The organism is Methylobacterium sp. CM6241, assembly GCF_054817845.1.
The window spans coordinates 495,353-518,573 of record NZ_CM139246.1; the positions used below are offsets into that span (position 1 = coordinate 495,353).

Below are 23,221 nucleotides of genomic sequence, written 5' to 3' on the forward strand. Positions count from 1 at the left end.
AGATGTTTCCGACAGAAACACAAGGGCTTGATCCGTCAGGGGCAGGACATTTTAGAAATCATATAAACTATTGACGTGCTTGCATAATTTTGAATCCACCCGCTTGTTTCGGCGCCAGGAGATCGTGCGGTCCCGCGGTGATCCCAAGGTGGTGGGAGCTGGTTTTATGCAGCTGGTATCGATGGATGCGCTGCATCGTAGCCAAGGCGCGAAGCTTCAGCGTTTCCTCCTGCGCCTGCTCGGCAATTCCGCCGACGCGGCCGACGCCCACCAGGAGACCTACCTGCGCATGCTCGCGGCGCTCTCGCGCACCAGCGTCGAGAACCCCTCCGCCTTCCTGTTCCAGGTCGCCAACAACGTCGCCCTGCGGATGCGGAACCGGCAGCGGCTGGAAGGAACGCTGTTCCATTCCGTGAGCGACGCGGAGATGTCGGACATCGTCGATGCCTATGCGTTGCCGGAACGGCAGGTGATGGCGCGCCAGGAGCTCCGGCGGCTCGCCGCCGATATCGACGCGTTGCCGCCCCGGTGCCGGGAGGTGTTCCTCCTCGTCCGCATCGACGGCCATTCCAACGGCGAGGTCGCCACACGCCTGGGCATCAGCCGCAACATGGTGGAGAAGCACCTCATCAAGGCCCTCCTGCATTGCCGCAGCCGGAGCCGCGAACGTTCGTGACACGCGACGTCAGGGATCGGCCGCCTCGTTGATCAGAGACGGTAGGGACACACGGCTCGGCGATCCGAGCCGGGATCGGGTCCGGAGAGCAGAACCGTGACCAAGGACAAAACCACAGACGCGGACGCGCGCGACGACGAGGATCCCGTCTTCGAGGCCGCGGCCGGCTGGGTCGCGCGGCTCTCCTCCCCCGATGCGACGGACGAGGACCGCGAGGCCTTCGCGGAATGGCGCGATGCCGACCCCACCCATGCCGAGGCCCATGCCGAGATGGATGCGCTCTGGCGCAGGCTCGGCCATGTGCCCGACCCACGCAGACGCCGCACCTCGCCGACAGGACTCGCCGCCCTCGCCGTGGCGGCCATCCTGTGCGCGGCATTGATCCATCAACTCGGCCTCATCGACCGGTTCCGCTCCGACCTCTGGAGCGGCGTCGGCGAGATCGGCCATTCCGTCCTGGCCGATGGGAGCCGCATCGATCTCAACACCGACACGGCGGTGGCGCTGCGGTTCACGGACACCGAACGCGGAATCGAGCTCCTGCGCGGCGAGGCGTTCTTCGACGTCGTCCCGGATTCCCGGCGCCCCTTCGTGGTGCGCGGCAATGGCTTGAGCGTGCGGGCGATCGGCACGCGCTTCTTCGTCCGCGCGGACGGTGCGGACAGCCCCGTCGGGGTCACCGAAGGACGCGTCGATGTGGCGGACGAGCACCGGCACATGCTGGTATCGGCGGGCGAGGCGGTTCGCCGCGAGGACGGGGCGTCCTTCGGCGTCGTCACGGCGGATCCGAGCCGGAGCGTGGCCTGGCGGGAGGGTCGCCTCGTCTTCTCGGGCGAACGGCTCTCCGCCGTCCTGGGTGAACTCGACCGCTACCGCCACGGCCGCGTCGTCCTCATCGACGCCAAGGCCGGCGAGCGGCGCGTCACCGGGGCCTTCGACCCCCACAACACGGACGATGCCCTGGACGTGATCGCGGCGACGATGAACGTGCGCGTCACCCGTCTCACGCCCCTCCTCGTCCTGGTCGGGTCGCCGCTATAGGAGGCCGAAATAATTCCGTTCTCGGACGTCAGGAGATCGCGGGCCCGTTGATCTCAATCGGTAAGGGACGAGAGAGCGCGAAGCGCACCGTCCTGTTCAACCGACGGATGGGGCGTGCAATGGCGGCGCGAGAGCTTGGGTTTGCAGGGGAGCGGCGCGCGAGGGTGTTCCTCGCCGGCGTGTCGATGCTGGTGATGGTCCCCGCCGCCGCGCAGAGCCAGGAGGCGAAGCGCCCGCCATCGGCCAAGGACCGGAAGGCGAGCATCATCGCCCTCGCTCCCGAAGCCTCGGCCCCGCGACAGGGGGACAGCGTGTCCCTGTCGATTCCGAAAGGGCCTCTGGAAACGGCCCTGGTCACCTTCACCGAACAGGCGAAGGTCAAGCTGGTCTATGCCACCGAGCTGACGGCGAGACTGAACACCAACGGCGTCGACGGCGCGTTCCCGCCCCTCGACGGCCTGGCCAAGATCCTCGAAGGCACCGGCCTGACTCACCGGGCGGTCGGCCCTTCCACCATCACCCTCGTCAATCCGAGCTACGTCCAGCTCGGCCCGGAGCCGGCCGGGGCGGTGACCCTGGCCGAGCTGAGCGTCGAGGCCCAGCGCCTGAACCGGGCGTCGCATGCGGGGCTGCCCCCGTCGAGCGGAACGGTGGGCCAGCCGCCGGTTCCCTATGCCGGCGGCCAGGTGGCGACGGGAAGCCGGCTCGGCCTCCTCGGCAACCGCTCCGTGCTGAACACGCCCTTCAACGTGACGAGCTACACGGAAAAGCTGATCACGGACCAGCAGGCGCGCACGGTCGGCGACGTCGTGCAGAACGATCCCTCGGTGCGCAACGACGCGCCGCCCTATAGCGAACGCGATTCCTTCTTCATCCGCGGCTTCTCGGTCACCAACCTCGACACCGCCTTCGACGGGTTGTTCTACATCGCCAATGCGCGCCGAACCTTCACCGAAGGCCTCGAGCGCGTCGAGGTGCTGAAGGGCCCCACCGCCTTCCTCAACGGCGGCGTCGGCCGTGTCGGCGGCACCATCAACCTCATCCCGAAGCGCGCCTTCGACGAGCCGCTCACGCGGATCACGACGAGCTATTTCAGCGATTCCCAGGTCGGAACCCATCTGGATTTCGGACGCCGCTACGGCGCCGCCAAGGAATGGGGCATCCGCTTCAACGGCGCCTACCGCAACGGGGGCACCCCCCTCGACAAGAACGCCATCGAGGTGGGCATCGCGGCCCTCGGGCTCGATTATCGCGGCGACCGGTTCCGCGCCTCGCTCGACCTCAACCATTCCAACCAGAACATCACGGCGCCGACATCGCTGTTCAACGCGGCCGCACCGAACATCGCGGTGCCCCGCGCCCCGAACAACCGGCGCAACACGGCGAACACGAACGAATATATCGACACCACCTACGGCATGGCCGCCGGCCGGGTCGAATTCGATCTCCTGCCGGAGACGACGATCTACGCCGCGGGCGGCATCAGCCGCTACCGCGAGGATTCGCTGAGTTCCTATTACCTGATCACCGGAGCCTCGGGGCAGGCCACCAACACGCTCGCCATCGCTCCCCTCGAATTGCAGGGCCTGACCGGCGAGATCGGGCTGCGCTCGCATTTCCACACCGGCTTCATCGGGCACCAGGTCTCGGTCTCGGCGACCGAGGCCGTGAACAAGAACTTCTCGCGCGGCTACTTCCCCCCGAGCCTCCCGAGCTTCCAGACCAACATCTACGCTCCGACCTACCTGCCGTTCGGGTCGGTCGCCACGGGGGTCTATCCCCGCTCCAGCCGGCAACCCCTCTTCACGGAGCTGAGCGCACGCAGCGTGGCCGTGGCCGACACCCTGTCGCTGGGTGAGGATCGCTTCATGCTGACGCTCGGCGGGCGCTTCCAGGACATCGCGGTCAACAGCTACGTCACCCGCCCGGTGGCCAATCAGGGGTCGCTGGCATCGAGCTACGACCAGGGCCGGTTCAGCCCCGCCATCGCCCTGGTCATCCGCCCCTTCGAGAACCTGTCGTTCTACGGCAATTACATCGAGTCCCTCGACGCAGGCCCGAGCGCGCCGGTCACCGCGGTCAATGCCAACGAGATCTTCGCCCCCACCGTGAGCCGGCAGAAGGAGGTCGGCGCCAAATACGATTTCGGCACCGTCTCGGTCACCGCCTCTCTGTTCGAGATCGAGCAGCCGAGCGCCTTCACGGATCCCGGCACGAGGCGCTTCTCCGTGAGCGGGCTGCAGCGCAACAGGGGCGCCGAGTTCACCGTGTTCGGCGAGCCCGTCACGGGGATCCGCCTGCTCGGCGGCATCGCCTTCATCGACGCGGAACTGGTGAGGACGCTCGGAGGGCAGTTCGACGGAAACGCCGCTCCCGGCGTCCCCGACATGGCGATCAACCTCTACGGCGAATACGACCTACCGCCATGGCTGGCCCCGGGCCTGACCCTCACCGGGCGGGCCATCCATACCAGCCGCCAGTTCTACAATCAGGCCAACACCCAGTCGGTCCCCGACTGGACCCGCTTCGATGCCGGCCTGCGCTACGCCTTCGAGGGCGTCTCGGGCAAACCCGTGGTGCTGCGGGCTACCGTCGAGAACCTGTTCGACGATTCGTACTGGGCCTCCGCCGCACGCGGCTTCCTCGCCGTCGGCGCCCCCCGAACCGTCATCGTCTCCGCCTCCGTCGATTTCTAGAGCGCTCTCCGCCGAAGTGGATGCCGGTTCGGCGAAAAAGAGCGCGGCAAACAGAGGCTTAGAGATGTGTCCCGACCCAACGTGGTCGGGCGCAGCTCTAGGGGCCGTGCCCTTTGCTCGACGCGCCGGCGCGTCGGGCAATGTGTACGAAGCTTGCAAACCGTCGGGCGGTCGATCACGAATCCGAGGTGCACCGCGTGACCGATGAACGCAGATGAAGCGCTGGGGTCAGATCAAGGGCGATGTCGATTACAAGGCGGTGGCCGAGAAGGTCTATCTCGCCACCGATGCCGCGAGATTGATGAGGGAGGCCGGCCTCACCCCGCCGACGGCGACCACCAAGACTTTCTCGGTGATGGGCAAGGCCTTCGATCCGGCCAAACCCGAGGAGTACCTGAACTCCTTCGCGATCAAGCGGGCGGGCTGAGCCATGGAGGCCTCCCTCCCGCCCCGCGCCGGAATCGTCCCCCCGATCATCCCCATCGGCATGGTCGGATCGCACAGCCGGATGCGACATGTGGTCGAGCGCCGTCAAAAAATAACGCAAGAAATAGCAGCAACAAATATAGTTGCCTAATGTCAGGGCAATCGCGCGCCCTATCCTAGGCATGCCCGTGAGTGAGAGCGTCATCGCTCCCGCCTCCACCAGGATGAGGCGGGACATGCCGCGCTATCATTTCAACGTGTACGATGGAAAGAGCACCCTCGATCAGGAGGGTACAGAGCTCAACAGCATCGAGGAAGCCAGGTTTGCGGCAGTGTGCCTAGCCGGCAGGATCATTCTCGAAAACTTCAAGCACATTTGCTCGAGCGATGAGTGGCGCCTCGAGGTCGCGGATGAAAATGGGCTTTTGCTGATCTGGCTGGATTTTACGATGATCGAGTCGCCCATCGTCGAAACCATGAGAAGACGGCCAAGCTATCAAACATGAATTTCATCTGATCTGCACGGCTTCGATATCGGCTTTAACACACGAACAAAGTCCGCTTCATCCTCGCTCGCCCCGGCGTCACGGGCGGCTTCGATGAAGCGGCGCTACTTGTTCCTCACGCGTCGACGACCCCGCCCCGCTTTGCGGGCGGCCTTGGTTCGGTCTCAGGCTCGTCCAGAATCGCCCTCGTTTCTTCGACCACCGCTTTGGATTTTGCGGCGGACTGTCGGGCGTCCGCAGCCGATTGCAAGATGAAGTCGAGGAACTCGGCGTCACTGGCTTGCATGGCCTGTCCTGGCGTCAGCGGGTACGCTGTCCGCCCCGGCTTGGAGGGTGTGTCGGCGGTCATGACTGTGGCTCCTGCATCGTCGAGGAATGTAGAGCCAACGCGGCGGACAGCAAAAAGCCTCCGAACCCGATCCGGCAGCCCCGCATTTGCAGTATCCGTGTCCCGTGATTCATGACGTGCCGCCCTGGGAGGACACGTTACGGCGAGCCTGGCTCGTCGCCCTGTGCCTGTGAGCGTAGCCACGGACCGTCTTCTCGCCCTTCGGCTTCACGGTGCCGTCGTTGCCGACGAAGGTCTCATCGCCCTCGACAAGGCCGTCACCGCTGCCGACATGCCGCCGTGATGAGGTTATACGGGGCCTTCCGCCTAAAAGAGTCCCTCCAGCGTCTCGAAAGCTGCGGCCTCGTCGTGAAAGAACTTGGCGGAATGGGCGGATATCGGGGCAACTCTACGAAGAGGAAGCCAGACCGTCAGGCCGTATGGGCGAACGGTACGATCGCCAAGCAAAGGTTTTGAGATGTGCCCCGCCCCAACGCGGTCGGGCGCAGCCCTGGCACAGTCCGGCGAAGTTCAGCCGCAGGCGTCCCATCTCAGCATCGCCACCTGCGCCACGCCCTCCAGTTCGGCCCGGCTCGCGCCGTCGCGGGCCAGGATCGACATGCCGCTCTGGACGGTCTGCACGAAGCGGGCGAGGGCGTGAACGTCCGTCTCGCCCGCAAGCTCGCCCGAGGACACGGCCCCGGCCAGGCACGCCTCCAGACGCTCCAGCGTCACGGCACGCGCCGACCGAACCAGATCGCCGAGGTCCGATCGCCCTTCGCCTCCGACGGACGAGAGCGTCACCATGCAGCCGAGGGGATTGTCGGCGAGCGATCCGGTCAGGGCCGCGGCCGAGTCCATGAGTAAGGACAGCACCGCCTCACGCGCCGTCCCGGCGGATCGGAACCTGCCCCAGACCAGCGCCTCGTAGGTCGTGTTGTAGTGGCGCAGGGCCTCGGTGAAGAGCGCCTCCTTCGATCCGAAAGCGGCGTAGAGGCTGGGCGATCCGATCCCCATCGCCTCGGTGAGGTCGGCGATGGACGTCGCCTCGTAGCCCTTGCGCCAGAACAGGTGGGTCGCCTGCGTGAGGGCGGCCTCGCGGTCGAAGGCACGAGGGCGTCCGCGCCCCCGGACCGACCCTGCCGCGACGCGTCCCGGTTTCTGCTCTGATTTCTGCATCGATCGATATATAAATCTCTTGACCCCGATCACCAACACGCCTAGCTATTTTTGTGTCGATCGATACATAAAGGTTGAGTGATGCAGGAACTGGCTGGAAAGCGCGCACTCGTCACGGGTGGTTCACGAGGCATCGGCGCCGCGATCGCGCTCGATCTCGCGGACAGAGGGGCGGACGTGGCGATCACCTACGAGCGGTCGGCCGACCGCGCGGCCGAGCTGGTGGGCGCCATCGAGGCGAAAGGCCGGCACGGGCTCGCCATTCAGGCCGACAGCGCCGATGCGGCGGCCGTGAAACGCTCGGTCGACGAGGCCGTGGCGGGACTGGGCGGTCTCGACATCCTCGTCAACAATGCCGGCATCGCCCGCTACGGCGCGGTCGCGGAGATCGGCCTCGTCGACATCGACGCGCTCCTGAACGTCAATGTGCGGTCGGTGGTGCTGGCCTCCCAGGCCGCGATTCCGCATCTCGGACAAGGGGGGCGCATCATTTCGATCGGCTCGTGCCTCGCCGAGCGCGTCCCCTTTCCCGGCGTGACCGTGTACTCGATGACCAAATCGGCGCTTCTCGCCTTCACCCGGGGGCTGGCCCGCGAACTCGGGCCTCGGGACATCACCGTGAACCTGGTCCAGCCGGGTGGAACCGACACCGACATGAACCCCGCCGACGGTCCCCAATCCGATGGTATCCGCGCGCTGACGCCGCTCGGCCGCTACGGTACGCCGGAGGACGTCGCCGCCGCCGTGGGCTTCCTCGCGAGCCCGGCCGCGCGGCAGATCACCGGATCGGTCGTCACCGTGGATGGCGGCGTGAACGCCTGAGCGGGGATCCGACCCCGCCGCGCGCATCCGAGACACGGCCTTGGAGCGCTCTCCGCCGAAGTGGATCCCGGTTCGGCAAAACAAAGGCCTGGAGATGTGTCCCGACCCAACGTGGTCGGGCGCAGCTCTAGCGGAAAGACCGAGGCCGCCGGCATCAATCCGTCGTGGATCGCGCGCCCCGTTCGGCCTCGGTCGTCCCCGGCACGATGCCCTTGGCCGAGACGTGCCGCACGAAGGCGTCGACCCAGGAATCGAAGCAGGCCATGGCGTCGCGTTCCTGAACCATGTCGTCGGCCTGATCGTCGGCATAGGGCCGCTCCAGACCGACCGAGGCATGCCGCCAGAGCTCGTCCGGCACCTCGATGCCGCTGTAGCGGCACTGCCAGACCAAGCCCTGGTAAGCCTTGCGCTCATCGCCCTGGTAAGGCTCCCGCGCCGGGTCGAACCAGTCCTTCTGCCGGAGGATGCGGGGGCGGCGATCGACGTCGAGTTCGTTGCCGCCCTCGTTGCCGTAGCAGAAGAACCCGGCCGTGCGCCCCTCCAGGTGGTTCCGGGTCAGCTCCCGCCAGAGCGGCGATTTTTCCAGCGCCTGCGCCTTCAGGGTGCTCTTCTTGTCGATGAGGTCGGGGCGCGGGTTACCGCCGCTCATGCAGACGAGGCGGTCGAACATCGCCTTGAGGTTGGTGGAGGGACCATACCACCAGACCGGCCCTATGATCGCCCAGGCATCGGCACGGGCGAGGCGCTGGTAGAGCTTCTCGTTCCACATCAGGTCGGGCTGGTGGTCGCTGTCCGGCCCGTAGCAGTTGCAGGGCCAGACGCAGAGCGCCATCGAGGAGCCGACGCAGCCATTGCAGCCCTGGATCTTGGGCTTGCCGTGCTGGTTGCCGATATCGACGTGGTCGACCTGCCAGCGCGCCGGCAGGCGCCCGAGCATCCGGTGCATCAGAAACCGGGCCTTGCCGTCCATGCCGGGGCATCCATCGAGCCGCCTTGCCGATCCGGCGACCACGAGGACCTGGAATGGGCGTGTCTCCAGTGGCAACGTTTCGACTTCGGCTTGCAAGTGATCCAACGTTTTCCGCTCACCGGCTGAAGTGTCCATACGGTCCCGGCACCGCACCGCGACCCCGCCCAACAAAAACAGGAGGCGCAATGGCAGGTTCCTGATCGCCTTCAACCTATGCCTGATCTTCGACGTGCCGACGCCATGTCCTGGTGTGAAGGATGACAGAGCCTCCACCATTGTTCCGGGCGATGTGTCCAATCCGACCTATCGCGCCGACACGGGCTGATGCATGATAGATTCCGACAGAAGGCCATGGGCCGCCCCCTCGATGGGCGGCCGCCCGATGCGCCTCTCCCGCATCATGGTGACCATGCCAGACGACAGTCAGCCTACCGCCCCGACCGGCTCCCGCAACGCGCTCTCCACCGGCATATCCGGGCTCGACGACGTCCTCGCCGGCGGCCTCACCCGTGACCGGCTCTACCTCGTCGAGGGCAGGCCCGGCACCGGCAAGACGACCCTGTCGCTGCAGTTCCTCCTCGAAGGCGTCGCCCGGGGCGAGAAGGGCCTCTACGTCACGCTGTCGGAGAGTGCCGACGAGCTCCGGGCCGGTGCGGCGTCCCACGGCTGGTCCCTGGATGGCATCGACGTCTACGAACTCGTCAGCGAACTCGGCCTCGACCCCGATAGCGAGCAGTCGATCCTGCACCCGTCCGATGTGGAGCTCGGCGAGACCGTGCGCGAGGTCATGGAGCGCGTCGACGCGCTGCAGCCGGCCCGGATCGTGTTCGACAGCCTGTCCGAGCTCCGGCTCCTGGCCCAGAATCCCTTGCGCTACCGGCGTCAGATCCTTGCCCTGAAGCAGTTCTTCGCGTCGCGCGGCTGCACGGTGCTGCTGCTCGACGACAACACGGCGGACGTCCAGCTCCACAGCATCGCCCACGGCGTCATCGTCGTGGAGCAGATCGAGCGCGAGTTCGGGGCGGAGCGTCGGCGCATCCGCGTCGTCAAGATGCGCGGCGTCAAGGTCCGTGGCGGCTTCCACGACCTCGTGCTCCGCACCGGCGGCCTCACCGTGTTCCCGCGCCTCGTGGCGGCCGAGCACGCGGACGAGTTCGACCCGGTCACCACCTCGACCGGTTTGGTGGAGCTCGACCTGCTGCTCGGGGGCGGCCTCGTGCCGGGCACCAACACGCTGCTGATGGGGCCGTCCGGCGTCGGCAAGACCACCACCGCCATCCGCTGCCTGCTCACCGCCCTGGAGGGCGGATCGCGCGCGACCTACTTCCTGTTCGACGAGGGCAGGGCGACCCTGCTCGCCCGGTCCGCGCTCCTCGGCATGGACCTGCGTCCCCATATCGCGAGCGGCGCGCTCGACCTGATGCAGATCGACCCGGCCGAGATCTCGCCGGGCGAGTTCACCTGCCGGGTGCGCGAGGCCGTCGAGGCGCAGGGATCGTCCTTCGTGGCCATCGACAGCCTCAACGCCTACGTCCACGCCATGCCGGGCGAGCAATATCTCGTCCTGCAGATGCACGAGCTCCTGAGCTACCTCAACCAGAAGGGCGCCACGACCGTCCTCGTGCTGGGCCAGCACGGGGTCATCGGCGAGGTCCGCACCGACGTCGACCTGAGCTATCTCAGCGACGGCATCGTGCTGTTCCGGTATTTCGAGGCCCAAGGCGCGGTCCGCACCGCGATCTCCGTAGTGAAGAGCCGGGTCAACGCACACGAGCGCACCATCCGGGAATTGCGGATCTCCCCGACCGGCCTGCAGGTCGGCGAGGCCTTGAGCGACTTCCAGGGCGTGCTCACCGGGCTGCCGGCCTATGGCGGCAAGGTCGCGATGCTGGACGGCAACGCCGAGACGTCCGGACCCGCCGCGTGATGCCATCGTCGGAGATCGAGGAGCGGGTGCTGATCCTGGCGCCGCGCGGGCGCGACGCCGGGGTCGTCCAGCAGCTGCTCGCCAAATCGGGCACGCCGGCCGCCATCTGTGCGGATGCGCCGGCATTGATCGCCGGCCTGCGGGCGGGCGCGGCCGCGGCCCTCGTCACCGAGGAGGCCCTGGCCGAGGCCGATACGGCCGCCCTCGACGCCTGGGTCGAGACCCAGCCGCCCTGGTCGGACTTCCCATTCATCATGCTGGCGACCCGACAGGTCGGTCGCCGCCCCGCGCGTGCGGCCGCGATCATCGAGCGGCTCGGCAACGTCGTGCTGCTGGAACGGCCCATCAACGCCGAGACTCTGGCGAGCGCCGTCGCGTCGGCGCTTCGGGGCCGGCGCCGGCAATATCAGGCCCGCGGCCACATCCTGGAGCGGGAACAGGCGCAGGAGCGCCTCCGGCACGCCAACGAGACGCTGGAATGCCGGGTCGCCGAGCGCACCCGCGAAGTCGATGCGGCGCGCGAGACGCTCCTGTTCGCCCTCGATTCCGCCGGCATGGGCTCCTGGGACCTGGACCTCGTCCACGATACCTCCCGGCGTTCGAGACGCCACGACGCCATCTTCGGCTACGACGAGCCTCTGCCCTTCTGGGGATGGGCGGACTTCCTCCATCACGTCGTCCCGGAGGACCATTCCATCGTCGCGGCGGCCTTCGCGCAGGCGGTCGAGACCGGAAACCTCGACATGGAATGCCGGATCCGGCGTCCGGACGGCGCGATCCGATGGATCGCCGCAAGGGGCCGCGCCGAATACGGTCGCGAGGGAAACCCCGTCCGCCTCGCCGGTATCGTCATGGACCGCACCGACCAGCGGGCGACCGAGGACGCCTTGCGCCAGGCCCAGAAGATGGAGGCCATCGGGCAATTGACCGGCGGGGTGGCGCACGATTTCAACAACCTGCTCACCGTCATCGTCGGCGGCCTCGACATGGTGATCCGCAAGCCGGAGAACACCGAGCGGGTGGTGCGCCTGGCCGAGGCCGCGATGAACGCGGCGCGCCGGGGCGAGCAGCTCACCCAGCAGCTTCTTGCCTTCTCGCGGCGGCAGATGCTGCGGCCCCAGACCCTCAACCCGAACCGCCTCCTCCTCGACTTCCGGCCCCTGGCCCAGCGCGCGGCCGGCGGCGCCATCGAGATGACGTTCGATCTCGACCCGGCGCTCGATCCGATCCGCATCGACCCCGCCCAGTTCGAGGCCGCGGTGCTGAACCTCGTCGTCAACGCCCGCGACGCGATGGAGGGCAGCGACCGCGCAGCCCGCATCGACGTACGCAGCCGCAACGTCCGCCTCGACACCGCCGCCGTCGCCGACAAAGGCGTGCCCCCCGGCGACTACGTCGAGGTCTCGGTCGCCGACACCGGCAGCGGCATCCCGCCCCAGACCCTGGCCCGGGTGTTCGAACCGTTCTTCACCACGAAGGAAGTGGGCAAGGGCACCGGTCTCGGGCTCTCCCAGGTCTATGGTTTCACCCGCAGCGCCGGCGGCTACGTCGCCATCGAATCCACCGTCGGGGCCGGAACCACGTTCCGACTTCTCATCCCGCGATCCTCCGACCCGGTCGGCGAGGAAGCGGGGACGGGCTCCGGCACCGCGCTCCCGCTCAAGCGGGCGGGGGACGGCGACACCGTCCTTCTCGTCGAGGATGACGAGCAGGTCCTCGGCATGGCGGTCGAGAGCCTGGAGGAACTGCGCTACCGGGTGATCGTCGCGCGCAACGCCGCCGAAGCGCTGGAGCATCTGAAAGGGGTCGAGCGCATCGACATCCTGTTCTCGGACGTGGTGATGCCGGGCGGCATGAACGGCTCGCAGCTGGCGGTCGAGGCGCAGCGTCTGCGACCGGGCCTGAAGGTGCTCCTCACCTCCGGCTACGTCGCCAACCTCGACGAGGGACAGATCATCGGCAAGGGCGAACTCACCGTCCTGAACAAGCCGTACCGCCGCGATGAACTCGCCCGCTCCCTACGGCTGGTCCTGACGGGCGGAACCGGCTGATCCATACGAGCCACGGGAATTCCGGCGATCCGAGAGGCGGTTCGTTGACGAGCGCGCGCGACGAACCGGCGACCGTACGGCCATCACCACGGCGCGGGACCGCCCCCTAGAACTCCATGCCCAGCTTCACCCGAAGGGCATGGCGTTCGAACTGGTTCAGACCCAATCCCCGGTTGGCGAGGGCCTTGTCGGTGTCCCGGCCCCAGACCTGACCGGCATAGGCGACGGTGATCCAGGCCTTTTCGGTGAAGCGGTGATGCAGGGCGGGGCCGAGGGTCAGAGCTTCGCTCTGCAGCCCGTTCAGGAAAATTCCCTCATAGCCGCGAAGATAGCGCAGTTCCGGTCCGAGATAGGTCTTGTCCGCGACCTCCCCAACGAGGGCGTTCGACCACAGGAATGTCGAGGAGCGGTACCCCTCCCCGGAGCCGCGCTGGCGTCCGGCGGCCGGATCGTAGCTGATGTTTGTGCCATACCAGAGCTTGTTCGGCACGATCTGCCAATCGACGTGCACGACATTCTCGAAGTCGAAGATGTCGGCTCCGCGCCCCTCGATGGGCAGAACGCGGGCAAACCGCGGCCGCGATTCCAAGGCCAGGCCGAAGGGCTGCTCGGGCGTGCTTTTGACGAGTTGATACTTGAACTCCACCGAGACGCCGTCGAAATTGCCCGCGTTCCTGTCGTCGAGATCGAGGATGTTGCGGACGCGATGGTGGTCGCCGAAGAGCCCGACCTGGACGCTGAAACCGTCGACGAGATCGATCTGATAGCTGAGTTTCGTGCCGACCGCGTCATAGGATGACGGACCCGGTCCGGCCCGGCGCTTGCCGATACGGGTGACGGTATCGAGCACCACCTCCTGTTCGCCCTTCTTGCCCACATCGGCCCCTTCGGTGAAGCCGAACAGATGTTCGGTGTCCACCTCCTCGGCAGAGGCTGTGTCGACGAGCGAGGGCTGCGCCAGCAAACAGGCCGCCAGCAGGCAATAGATTGAAAGTCGCATGATGATGTCTTGGCAACTCAACGCTGCATGAGCCGAATGGGCTCGGCCGTTAGACCATGCCGAGCCGGTCCATGACTGCGATTGTTCTGCCACAGGACGCGCGAAAAGTGGCATCCGGCCCCGGCGAATGCTTTTTCGATGGAATAAGACGTGGGGATTCGTCGTGCCGGCCCGGTCCTCCACGATCGCGCGGGCACGATCGCCCAAGCAGCATGGGGGCGAGCCCGCATCGCCGATCCGTCACCCGACGCGGCCACGCAGGCGCGTCAGGGTTCCTTGTAGGCCGATCCGTCCTCGGCTCGGGCCGGCTCATCGACATACATGCCCTGCCTCGGCATCGCGACCGCATCGAAACGATCCGCCAGCAGATGAAGCGCCTCGCGAAGGGCCGGCCCTTCCAGCGGGCGCCCATGGCCCGTGATCGCCCGCTCCGGCTCGAGAGCCGCGAGAATCGCCACCGAACGGCCCGCCGCCTCCCAATCGGTGGTGAGATACATCGGCGGACCGTGGATCTCGGGCTCCTGGACGATGACCGCGTAGGCCGATTCCTGAGCGGTCGTCACGAAGGCGTCGCCCGCGATCAGCGTGCGGTCCGCCTCCCGCCAGAGGGCGACCTGACCCACCGAATGGCCCGGCACGTGGATCCAGCGCCAGCCCGGCATGGAGGGCACCGAGCCGTCTTCCGGCAGGTCCCGGAGATGGGCGGACACGTCGACCGGCGCGAGCGGATAGAGGGGCGAGAGCCGGGCCATCAGGCCGCCGCCGACGGAGGGGTCCGGCGGCGGGTAGGCGGCGGTCCCATCGAGATACGGACGTTCGAGCGGATGGGCCCAGACCGGCACGTCCCATTCGCGAGCCAAGTCTTCAACGACCCCGACATGGTCGAAATGGCCATGGGTCAACACGATGGCCGCCGGACGGGCATTCGGGCCGAAGCGTTGCTCCGCCACTTTCCGGATCGCGGATTTAGACCCCATGATCCCGGCATCGATCAGCGTCCAGCCACGGTCGCCCGCTCCCGGCGGACCATGGAAGATCACATTCACGATGGCATGGCGCTGGTAGACGAGATCCTCCGTGATGGTGTGGGTACCGTCCGCACCCAGAGGCGTTTCGATCTGCGCAGTCGCGTCGACGGGAACCTGTTGCGCCATGGGGCACCTCGTAAAAGGGTTTGCATCGCTGCCCGGTCGATAGGCCAATCGATCCCGCGGATGCCGGTTCCCCTAGAGCTGCGCCCGACCACGTTGGGTCGGGTGCAACTCTAGGCCTTTGTTTTGCCGCGCTCTTTTTCGCCGAACCGGCATCCACTTCGGCGGTGAGCGCTCTAGGGCTCCGGCAGCGCCTCCCACTCGACCACGGCATAGTCGACCGGGGCAGAAGTGCTTGGCGCATGTAGGGGGACGGCGGATAATGGGTTAAACATCTGAGGGGGGGAGAACATTTGTCATGAACGAGAGCCCGGACCCGTCCGCCAACGCCACGGATCCCATCGGTCGGTTGTCCGAAGTCTCGCGGCTCGCCAGTCTTCTGGCCGACCGCGTCCTCAGCGCACAGATCGCCAGTCAACCCATTCCCAAAGCGCATATTCACGCCCTGCTCGATGCCGCCATCATCCTCGAAAAATACGAACGGGACTTGCCGCCGCTGCTGGAGCAGATGATCGGCAAGCTCGAGGACGAGGATTCGGCAAAACCGGCGGCCGACCGCGAAGACGAGGAGGCCGTGCCTGAACCCGCCGAGGGCGAGGAGGCGGACGCCAAGCGCTTGGCCTGGCTGTTCCGCCCCTTCAAGGGAACGAAGGGCTGATGCCGGGCTCGGTGATGGTGGCCCGACCGGCGACCGGTCGCGTCAGCGCCGATCCCCGATACGCGGACTGAAAGACCGTGGAGGGAGTGGGCGTCGCCGGCTCTCAGCGACCGCCCTGACCCCCACCGGCACTTCCATTCGGAATGGCCTGCTCCGGTCGGCTCGCATTGCCGCCCGCGGCGGAATTGGTCGTCACGGTATCGGCCCCCGTCGCCCCATAGGAGATGACGCGATCACGGCTGTTGCCGGTCGTGTTCGGCTGGTTCTGGATCACCACGCCACGTTCCCCGTTGGGAGATATCAACCCCTGTGCGAAAGCGGGCATGACCGACAATGTGAGCGCTCCCGCGCTCACGACGATGCGTAGGCTATTCATCGAACGTCCTTGTTTTCCAAGAGTGACGCATCAATCCGGTTCGACGGCGAATGTTCCTGCGGTGAAGATCCGTCCGAACAGAATAACCGCAAGTCACGCTCCCCGGATGCGTGCCATCGCCCCAAGGTGAAATACGTAGAACGCGCCATCGAAATCTATGCGGGATGAAATGTCGCAGGCATTCGAATGGTGCGAAGCGATGTGCTCCCAGGCAGGTCGAATTCTCGATATATCTTTATACTATGAGAAAAACGGAGGTTAAATATCCATCTGTACTGCAAAGCATGTTGCGGCGCCGCAAACAATTGTTTTCATGATGAGCAATGGACGATGTTTCAGTTGCCTCTATAAAAACCCTGCGATCACGCATGAAGCGGAGGCAAACGCCATGGCTAAGCTGAACGGTACTCTTGGAAGTGATGTTCTGAATGGTACGGATGATGAAGATATCATCCTCGGTCTCTCAGGCGACGATGTCCTCAATGGTAATGGCGGGTTCGATCGCATCGACGGCCAGGACGGCAACGACCGGATCACGGGCGGTGACGGTATCGACTACATAGCCGGCGGCCTCGGCAACGACGTGATCAGAGGAAATGCCGGTAGCGACCAGATCATCGGAGAAGACGGCAACGATATCCTCTATGGCATCTTCGGCGACGATTACATCGCCGGCAATGCGGGTGACGACTACATAAGTGGCGGCTCCGGCAATGATTTCCTTGTCGGAGAGCTGGGGCGAGACACCGTTCTCGGAGGCAGCGGCAACGATTTCGTCACCGGCGGCGCTGACGTCGACCGTCTCGACGGGGGCGAGGGCGATGATCTGGTCGACGGTGACGCCGGCAACGACATTCTATTCGGTCGCGACGGCTCCGACGTCCTGTTCGGCGATGCCGGCAACGACAGGCTGTTCGGCGGCACCGGCAGGGACGAACTCCTCGGCGGCGCCGGCCTCGATGAGCTCAATGGCGGTGCGGGCCGTGACGTGCTCGCGGGCGGCCAAATTAGGGATATCCTGACGGGTGGCGGTGGCGACGACACATTCGTCTTCGATACGGGACTGGGCCCGACGAATGTCGATCGGATCACCGATTTCACCCACGATCTCGACACGATCAGCCTGTCGCAGGAGATCTTCGAGGCGCTGGCCCCCGGCGAACTCACCGAGTCCGCATTCAAGGACATCGGCACGGCGGGTTCGACCGTCGATGGAGACGACCGGGTTCTCTACGACAGCAACACCGGCGCCCTTTACTACGATTCCGATGGCAGCGGCAGCCAGGCCCAACAGCAATTCGCCACGCTGGAGAACCTCGCCACGCTCACCCACACGGATGTGCATGTCGTGTGATCGGCATACGAGCGTCCGTCCACGGCCGGCCGCTTTCGTGATGTGAGACGTGTGACGTGAGACTTGTGACATGACGCTTGGCCTCGGTGAGCTCGCCTCATCGAGGCCTGTCCGCGCGAGCCGGGAGGATTTTCGAGAGGCGCGTGCCCGAATCCCGACCTTCGCATCCGGTGCGGCGACGCAAAAGCATCGGGCTGGAGGAAGCTATGTCTTCTTTCATACAGCAACTTGGGCTAGAGCCTGCCGTTGACTGGTATGCCTCGTTTTTACCTCAACATTCGCGACGGCGACGATCTCATCGAAGATCAGGAGGGGAGCGTTCTCGTCGATGTGGATGCGGCTCGCCTGGAGGCGCTGGCATCCGCACGGGACATCCTCGCCGAACTCGTCCGGGCCGGGCGGCTCGTGGACGGGCAGTGCTTCGAGATCATGGACGATTCGGGTGAACTGCGCGCCGTCGTGCCGTTCAAGGAGGCCCTGAAGCTGGATTAGCGGCCCTCCCCCCGGGGTCCGGTCATCGAGATTGCTTCGGTCGCCCTACGGGATCGGGGACATCTCCCTCCCGGCGACGGAAATGCGGTCACTCGGTCGGCAGGAACTGCTCGATGAAGCGCAGACCATCCCAGAGCTCGAGGGCGTGCCCGTCCACCAGCCTTTGCGTGTGCTGGATGGCGTCGTCGTCGCTATCGACGGAGATCCGTCTCACGTCGAGGATCGTTCCCTCCTTGGATAGGACGAGCACCCGGTAGGCCGGTCGTGGCTGTGTTCCCACGATCGTGGCTGGAGGCTGGGGCGGATCGGACATCAGGGGCCATCACAGCACAGGGGACCTGATGCCTTTCGAAAGCACACGAGGCCTGTCCGGCAATAACTTAAGTTTTTTTCCGACCTTTCGTCCGGTCTCGTACCATCCGGCGGACCGGGGCTGCGCGTCGGGGGCCGCGTCGAGACACGATGAGGTCGTGGTCCGACGACGCAGGGCGTCTCGCACGCGAACCCGTCCCGACAGTGGATTATGTTAACCATCCATCGGCAAGAAAAGGCAGCGCGGATCGGAAGTGCTCTTTCCCGTTCGGCCCATCAGAGACGGAAGCGAAACCGATGCGGATGCGTGTTGCGGTGGGTGTGCTCGCGGCGTTGAGCGTTGGGACGGCCGCCCACGCGCAGGGCCTCGCCCGAGGGGCGCAGGATGGCGCGGAGCGCGGTGGAAACATCGCCGGGCCGCTGGGCGCGGCCGTCGGCAGCGTCATCGGAGGGGCCGTCGGAACCGCGAACGACATTCTGGGGATCGACCGCCGGGAGCGGTTCCGCATCTATACGCGCGGCGAAAGGCGTCCCTCCTTCGCGTATCGCGGCAAGGTCCATGTCGGCACCGTGCTGCCCGAGAACGGCGTCGTCTATTACGACGTGCCCCCGGAATTCGCCCTGAAAGGGTACAATTACACGATCGTCAACGATCTCCCCGTCTTGGTCGAGCCGGGCACCCGCCGCATCGTCGAAGTGATCGACTGAGCGCCGATCCTCCCCTGCCGGGGCCGATGTGACGGCCGTCATGCCATGAGCTGCGTCCGTAATGCGACGCAGCCGACATCGCGTTCGGTATCCCGTATGGTGGGCCCATGCCCGATGATTCAATCCATCACTCTGCAATGCCCGAGCAAGTGCTGAAGGCCTCGCAAGCAAGCAATGCATCGATTGTAGGTGACGACCGGTATCGTCTACTAGTTGAGAGCATCGTCGACTATGCCATCTACATGCTCGACATCGAGGGGCGGGTGTCGAGCTGGAATCGCGGCGCCCAGCGCTTCAAGGGCTATACCGACGCGGAGATCATCGGCGAGCATTTCTCGCGGTTCTACACCGACGACGACCGGGCCACCGATCTTCCCGGCCGCGCGCTGAAGATCGCCGCGACCGAGGGGCGATTCGAGCAGGAGGGATGGCGCGTCCGCAAGGACGGAAGCCTGATGTGGGCCCATGTGCTGATCGACCCGATCCGCGATGAGGACGGCGCCCTCCTCGGCTATGCCAAGGTCACCCGCGACCTTACCGAGCGGCATGCCGCCCAGGCCGCGCTCAGGCAGAGCGAGCAGCATTTCCGCCTGCTCGTCCAGGGCGTGCACGATTACGCCATCTACATGCTCGATCCGCAGGGAAAGGTGACGAGCTGGAACCGTGGCGCGCAGCGGTTCAAGGGCTATGCGGATGACGAGATCATCGGCGAGCATTTCTCGCGGTTCTATACCGACGAGGATCGCGCCTCGGACCTGCCCGGCCACGCCCTGCGGACGGCGGGGAAGGAAGGCCGTTTCGAAGCGGAAGGCTGGCGCGTCCGGAAGGACGGCACGCGCTTCTGGGCGCATGTCGTCATCGATCCGATCCGGGGCGAGCACGACCAGCTGATCGGTTTCGCCAAGATCACGCGGGACGTCACGGAGCGGCGAAACGCCGAACAGACCCTCGAAGAGACCCGCGCGCGCTTCGTCCAGTCACAGAAGATGGAGGCGATCGGCCAGCTCACCGGCGGCGTCGCCCATGATTTCAACAACCTGCTGGCGGTCGTCCTGGGCAATCTGCATCTCGCCCGCAAGCGTCTGCCGCCGGATGGCAAGCTCCTGCGACTGGTGGACAATTCCATTCAGGCGGCCGAGCGCGGGGCGACGCTGACCCGGCGCATGCTCGCCTTCGCCCGCCAGCAGACCCTGGAGACCGGCCCCGTCGACGTGCCGGCTCTCGTGCGCGGCATGGCCGAGCTGCTGCAGAGCTCCATCGGCTCCGTCGTCCGGGTCGACACGCAGTTTCCCCTGCAGCTGCCCCTCGCTTGCGCCGATGCCAACCAGCTGGAACTGGCCCTGCTCAATCTGAGCGTCAACGCCCGCGATGCCATGCCGGAGGGGGGCCGGATCACCATTTCGGCCCGCGAGGCACAGATCGGCCCCCACGAGATTCCGGGACTCGCACCCGGTCGCTATGTCTGTCTTTCGGTCGCCGATACCGGCGAAGGCATGGATGAGCGGACCCTGGCCCGCGCCGCCGAGCCGTTCTTCACCACCAAGGGCGTCGGCAAGGGCACCGGGCTCGGCCTCTCCATGATCCATGGGTTCGCCGAGCAATCCGGCGGACGGCTGATCCTCAAGAGCGTTCCGGGCCAGGGCACCGTCGCGGAGCTGTGGCTGCCCGTGGCCCAGGCCGGCGGCCCGGACAAGAGAGCGCCCGAACACGGGCTTCCCCTGCCGAAGACGAGGCCGTTGCGGGTGCTGGTCGTCGACGACGACCCGCTCGTCCTCATGAACACCGCGGCCATGCTGGAAGATCTCGGTCACGGGGTGCAGGAGGCGGTGTCGGGCCCGCAGGCCCTGCACGTCCTCGGCAATGCCGAACCGTTCGATCTCGTGGTGACCGACCAGTTGATGCCCGGCATGAACGGCCTGCAGCTCATCGCGGCGATCGAGGCGGTGTATCCGGGATTGCCGGTCATCCTCGCCAGCGGCTACGCCGAACCGACGGAGCACGCGCAGACCGATCTCGTGCGCCTGACCAAGCCGTTCGACCAGGCGGATCTCGCGCGCGCCATCCTGACGCGATTGCAGGCCGATCCTCAAGTGCCGGCGTTCCAGCCGGTCAGTGCCAGGACGGGCGACGATTCCGGCTCACCCGCCCATTGAGCGGGGATCCTATCGTCGCCCCTTCGTCCACCGATCAGCAGCGGTTTCCGCCGGAGGTCTGGCCGTATTGCTGGACCGGGAAGTTCTGCTGGTTGGCATTGCCTTCGGCGGCGGAGCTCATCGGGCAGGTGGCCGGGTTGCGCGAAAAGAGATCGTCCCGAGACTGGATCGAACCTGTCGTCTCGACATCGTAAGGCGAGACCGTCGTGTAACGGGAAGGACTATCGTAGGCCATTGCCGACGAGATCGGGGCCACACCAAGAACAAGGGCGGTGGCGATGGCGGCAATACGGGACTTCATGAGGATTGCTTGGCTCCTATAAGCTGCAGACCTGAAAGGGTGTCTGCTTGTTGCTGTTGGAAACCAATATGGGGTGTCATCGCGATCCTTGACGTGCCGACCCGCACGCGCGATCGCGGATTATAAGATGCGCCGCCGGATCTCGCATTCCCGCGCGTCTCCCGGACCGAGCCGCGACGAGAGCGCTCTCCGCCGAAGTGGATGCCGGTTCGGCGAGAAAGAGCGCGGCACAACAAAGGCCTGGAGATGTGCCCCGACCCAATGGGGTCGGGCGCAGCTCTAGGCGACGAGGCGCGCCTCGATCAGGTCGATCTCCCGGACGAGCCGCCGCAGAAGAACGTCGTCGATGGCTTGCGAACGGCGCAGGCGGTAGAGCGCCTGGCGCTCGGCATCGATGCCCGCGAGGCGCAGGCGCTTCTCGGTGAGCGCCAGTTGCTTCACACGGCTGACATCCTTGCGGGGCGTCTCCGTCGGCGATTCCAGACCTTCGTAGCGATCCATGGCGCGGGCGCCGGCTTCCACCGCGATGGAGGCATCCTCCTGCTCCTCCACGAGGCGATGCTGCAGGGCCTCGATCGCCTTCACGGCGTCGTCGCGCGCGGCGGCCCGGGCCGCATCCTCCTCGGAATCGTGGCTGGGCTCGGGCGGGAGGCGAAGGCCGCGCAGGAGCGGCGGCAGGATCGTGCTCGCGATGAGAAGGGAGGTGAGGATCACCCCCATCGCCAGCAGGATGGAGAGGTCGCGCGCGGGGAACGGCGTGCCGTCCGCCAGGGTGAGCGGCAGGGTCAGGATACCCGCGAGGGTGATCGCGCCCTTCACGCCCGCCAGGGTGGTCGCGGCCACGAGGCGCAGGGTCGACGCCTCTCGCCGGTCGCCGTTCCGGCGCGCCTTCATCAGCACGAACTGGAGCGAGACCCAGACCCAGACGAAGCGGATGGCCATCAGGCCGCCGGTGATGGCCAGGATCCAGGCGACGAGCCAGCCCGCGCCCTCCACATCGGACTGTTTGGCGGCCTCCCGCAGGACCGCCGGCAGCTGCTCGCCGAGCAGGACGAAGATCGAGCCGTTGGCCGCGAGGGCGACCGTGTCCCAGACGGCGGTGCGCCGGACGCGCGTGGCCCCCAGGCTGCGCCCCTGGATCTCCACATAGGTCATGGCGATGCCGGCCGCGACGGCGGCGAGGATGCCGGAGGCGTGGACATGCTCGGCGGCGAGATAGGCGCCGAAGGGCGTGAGCAGGCTGAACAGGATCTGCAGGCCGGGGTCCTCCCCCGTGCGCCGGCGCAGGAGGTCCTGCGCGCCCATGAGGAGGAAGGTGGTCGCGGCGCCGATGCCGATGCCGCCCAGCGCGAGCCAGACGAAGGTCGTCGCGGCCTGGGGCAGCGAGAAGGTTCCGGTCAGGGCGGCGGCGATGGCGAAGCGCAGGCAGACGAGGCCGGTGGCGTCGTTGAGAAGCGCCTCGCTTTCGAGGATGTGCATGAGACGCCGCGGCACCGGGGCCTGCGCCGCCACGGACGAGACCGCGATGGGATCGGTCGGGGACAGGACGGCCGCGAGGGCGAAGGCCACCGCGAGGGGAATGCCCGGGATCATGACGTGGATCAGCGTTCCGATGCCGAGCACGGTCAGGACCACGAGGCCGAGCGCGAGAGCTAGAACGGTCTTGCCGTCCCGGAACAGGTCGCGCTTGGGAATGCGCCAGCCGTCCAGGAACAGGAGCGGGGGCAGGAAGACCAGGAAGAAGATTTCGGGGTCGAGGGACGTGCTCGGCAGCGGACCCAGGGCCAGGGCCACGCCGATGGCGATCTGGATCAGCGGCAACGGCAGCGGAAGCAGGCGGCCGAGGGCGCCGCTGACGAGAACGGACAGCAGCAGGGCCAGGACGACGGTAACGCTTTCCATGCGCCTCTTTCATGGTGGAGCCGGTGGCGGTGTCGATGCCCCGGCGGTGTGGCGTCATAGGGGCGCGATGGCGCGTCGTGGCCATCGTCACCTGCGGGGCACCGTAGGGCGCAGCGGCGCGAGCCTCCTCGGATTACCCGCATCGGCGATCGCACGACAGCGATTGATGTGACGGTTTTCGGCGTCCGTAGG

21 protein-coding genes and 1 pseudogene are annotated in these 23,221 nt (G+C 66.4%); 13 read left to right on the top strand and 9 right to left on the bottom strand.

All coding sequences use genetic code 11. The annotated features are described in order from the left end of the window. Window positions 1–166: 166 nt before the first annotated feature. The 5 genes and pseudogenes from ACYQR9_RS02370 to ACYQR9_RS02390 all read left to right on the top strand — a co-directional run bounded on the left by ACYQR9_RS02370 (window position 167) and on the right by ACYQR9_RS02390 (window position 5,345). Window positions 167–676: an RNA polymerase sigma factor gene (locus ACYQR9_RS02370; RefSeq protein WP_056422051.1), complete on the top strand. Its 510-nt coding sequence runs from the start codon at window positions 167–169 to the stop codon at window positions 674–676. Window positions 677–772: 96 nt separating this feature from the next. Further along, on the top strand, window positions 773–1,717 hold the full coding sequence (locus tag ACYQR9_RS02375; protein WP_461228565.1) for a FecR family protein: 945 nt from the start codon (window positions 773–775) through the stop codon (window positions 1,715–1,717). 119 nt (window positions 1,718–1,836) lie between these two features. Further along, window positions 1,837–4,413 carry a TonB-dependent siderophore receptor gene (locus tag ACYQR9_RS02380; protein WP_461229715.1) on the top strand — a complete coding sequence of 859 codons (2,577 nt, stop codon included), beginning with the start codon at window positions 1,837–1,839 and terminating at the stop codon, window positions 4,411–4,413. Window positions 4,414–4,621: 208 nt separating this feature from the next. Further along, window positions 4,622–4,840: pseudogene (locus ACYQR9_RS02385) on the top strand (nitrate ABC transporter substrate-binding protein); the annotation flags it as partial. Between the two features lie 235 nt (window positions 4,841–5,075). Next, window positions 5,076–5,345: a DUF6894 family protein gene (locus ACYQR9_RS02390; protein ID WP_461228566.1), complete on the top strand. Its 270-nt coding sequence runs from the start codon at window positions 5,076–5,078 to the stop codon at window positions 5,343–5,345. A 115-nt stretch (window positions 5,346–5,460) separates the two neighbouring features. Here ACYQR9_RS02390 and ACYQR9_RS02395 read toward each other — a convergent pair whose 3' ends face one another. Beyond that, a complete protein-coding gene (locus tag ACYQR9_RS02395; protein WP_207413358.1) occupies window positions 5,461–5,694 on the bottom strand; it encodes a hypothetical protein in 234 nt (77 codons plus the stop codon). A 510-nt stretch (window positions 5,695–6,204) separates the two neighbouring features. Next, on the bottom strand, window positions 6,205–6,852 hold the full coding sequence (locus ACYQR9_RS02400; protein WP_461228567.1) for a TetR/AcrR family transcriptional regulator: 648 nt from the start codon (window positions 6,850–6,852) through the stop codon (window positions 6,205–6,207). Between the two features lie 81 nt (window positions 6,853–6,933). Between ACYQR9_RS02400 and ACYQR9_RS02405 the strand changes: the two genes are divergently transcribed. Continuing rightward, entirely contained in the window at window positions 6,934–7,674 is a 741-nt protein-coding gene (locus tag ACYQR9_RS02405) for a 3-oxoacyl-ACP reductase family protein (protein ID WP_461229716.1), read from the top strand. A gap of 154 nt (window positions 7,675–7,828) precedes the next feature. Here the strand turns inward: ACYQR9_RS02405 and ACYQR9_RS02410 are convergent, their stop codons facing one another. After that, window positions 7,829–8,719 (bottom strand): NAD(P)H-dependent oxidoreductase, encoded by an 891-nt coding sequence (locus ACYQR9_RS02410; RefSeq protein WP_461228568.1) that lies wholly within the window; start codon window positions 8,717–8,719, stop codon window positions 7,829–7,831. 334 nt (window positions 8,720–9,053) lie between these two features. Here ACYQR9_RS02410 and ACYQR9_RS02415 point away from each other — a divergent pair, with 334 nt between their 5' ends. After that, complete coding sequence (locus ACYQR9_RS02415) at window positions 9,054–10,571, top strand: ATPase domain-containing protein (protein WP_207413394.1); 1,518 nt, start codon at window positions 9,054–9,056, stop codon at window positions 10,569–10,571. Continuing rightward, window positions 10,571–12,622, top strand: a complete 2,052-nt coding sequence (locus ACYQR9_RS02420; protein ID WP_461229717.1) for an ATP-binding protein — start codon at window positions 10,571–10,573, stop codon at window positions 12,620–12,622. The genes ACYQR9_RS02415 and ACYQR9_RS02420 overlap by 1 nt, the downstream gene beginning before the upstream one ends. A 106-nt stretch (window positions 12,623–12,728) precedes the next feature. Here the strand turns inward: ACYQR9_RS02420 and ACYQR9_RS02425 are convergent, their stop codons facing one another. Both ACYQR9_RS02425 and ACYQR9_RS02430 read right to left on the bottom strand, forming a co-directional pair. Next, window positions 12,729–13,622: a hypothetical protein gene (locus ACYQR9_RS02425; protein WP_082470613.1), complete on the bottom strand. Its 894-nt coding sequence runs from the start codon at window positions 13,620–13,622 to the stop codon at window positions 12,729–12,731. Window positions 13,623–13,888: 266 nt separating this feature from the next. Further along, a complete protein-coding gene (locus ACYQR9_RS02430) occupies window positions 13,889–14,776 on the bottom strand; it encodes an MBL fold metallo-hydrolase (protein WP_461228569.1) in 888 nt (295 codons plus the stop codon). Between the two features lie 295 nt (window positions 14,777–15,071). Between ACYQR9_RS02430 and ACYQR9_RS02435 the strand changes: the two genes are divergently transcribed. Then, window positions 15,072–15,431 (top strand): hypothetical protein, encoded by a 360-nt coding sequence (locus ACYQR9_RS02435; RefSeq protein WP_461228570.1) that lies wholly within the window; start codon window positions 15,072–15,074, stop codon window positions 15,429–15,431. 103 nt (window positions 15,432–15,534) lie between these two features. On the opposite strand, the gene ACYQR9_RS02440 is transcribed toward ACYQR9_RS02435, so the two are convergent. After that, window positions 15,535–15,807: a hypothetical protein gene (locus ACYQR9_RS02440; protein ID WP_461228571.1), complete on the bottom strand. Its 273-nt coding sequence runs from the start codon at window positions 15,805–15,807 to the stop codon at window positions 15,535–15,537. A gap of 388 nt (window positions 15,808–16,195) precedes the next feature. On the opposite strand from ACYQR9_RS02440, the gene ACYQR9_RS02445 reads away from it, so the two are divergent. Both ACYQR9_RS02445 and ACYQR9_RS02450 read left to right on the top strand, forming a co-directional pair. Continuing rightward, on the top strand, window positions 16,196–17,161 hold the full coding sequence (locus ACYQR9_RS02445; RefSeq protein WP_461228572.1) for a calcium-binding protein: 966 nt from the start codon (window positions 16,196–16,198) through the stop codon (window positions 17,159–17,161). A gap of 255 nt (window positions 17,162–17,416) precedes the next feature. After that, complete coding sequence (locus ACYQR9_RS02450) at window positions 17,417–17,653, top strand: DUF6894 family protein (protein WP_056422073.1); 237 nt, start codon at window positions 17,417–17,419, stop codon at window positions 17,651–17,653. A gap of 88 nt (window positions 17,654–17,741) precedes the next feature. On the opposite strand, the gene ACYQR9_RS02455 is transcribed toward ACYQR9_RS02450, so the two are convergent. Continuing rightward, window positions 17,742–17,966 carry a hypothetical protein gene (locus ACYQR9_RS02455; RefSeq protein ID WP_056422077.1) on the bottom strand — a complete coding sequence of 75 codons (225 nt, stop codon included), beginning with the start codon at window positions 17,964–17,966 and terminating at the stop codon, window positions 17,742–17,744. A gap of 296 nt (window positions 17,967–18,262) precedes the next feature. On the opposite strand from ACYQR9_RS02455, the gene ACYQR9_RS02460 reads away from it, so the two are divergent. Together ACYQR9_RS02460 and ACYQR9_RS02465 are read left to right on the top strand one after the other, a co-directional pair. After that, the gene (locus ACYQR9_RS02460; protein WP_207413376.1) at window positions 18,263–18,673 is read left to right on the top strand and encodes a DUF1236 domain-containing protein; all 411 of its coding nucleotides are present in this window, start codon (window positions 18,263–18,265) and stop codon (window positions 18,671–18,673) included. Between the two features lie 137 nt (window positions 18,674–18,810). Continuing rightward, complete coding sequence (locus ACYQR9_RS02465) at window positions 18,811–20,826, top strand: hybrid sensor histidine kinase/response regulator (RefSeq protein ID WP_461229718.1); 2,016 nt, start codon at window positions 18,811–18,813, stop codon at window positions 20,824–20,826. 34 nt (window positions 20,827–20,860) lie between these two features. Here ACYQR9_RS02465 and ACYQR9_RS02470 read toward each other — a convergent pair whose 3' ends face one another. Together ACYQR9_RS02470 and ACYQR9_RS02475 are read right to left on the bottom strand one after the other, a co-directional pair. Continuing rightward, entirely contained in the window at window positions 20,861–21,127 is a 267-nt protein-coding gene (locus tag ACYQR9_RS02470; RefSeq protein WP_311275739.1) for a hypothetical protein, read from the bottom strand. 279 nt (window positions 21,128–21,406) lie between these two features. Further along, complete coding sequence (locus ACYQR9_RS02475; RefSeq protein ID WP_461228573.1) at window positions 21,407–23,029, bottom strand: Na+/H+ antiporter; 1,623 nt, start codon at window positions 23,027–23,029, stop codon at window positions 21,407–21,409. Window positions 23,030–23,221 lie beyond the last annotated feature (192 nt).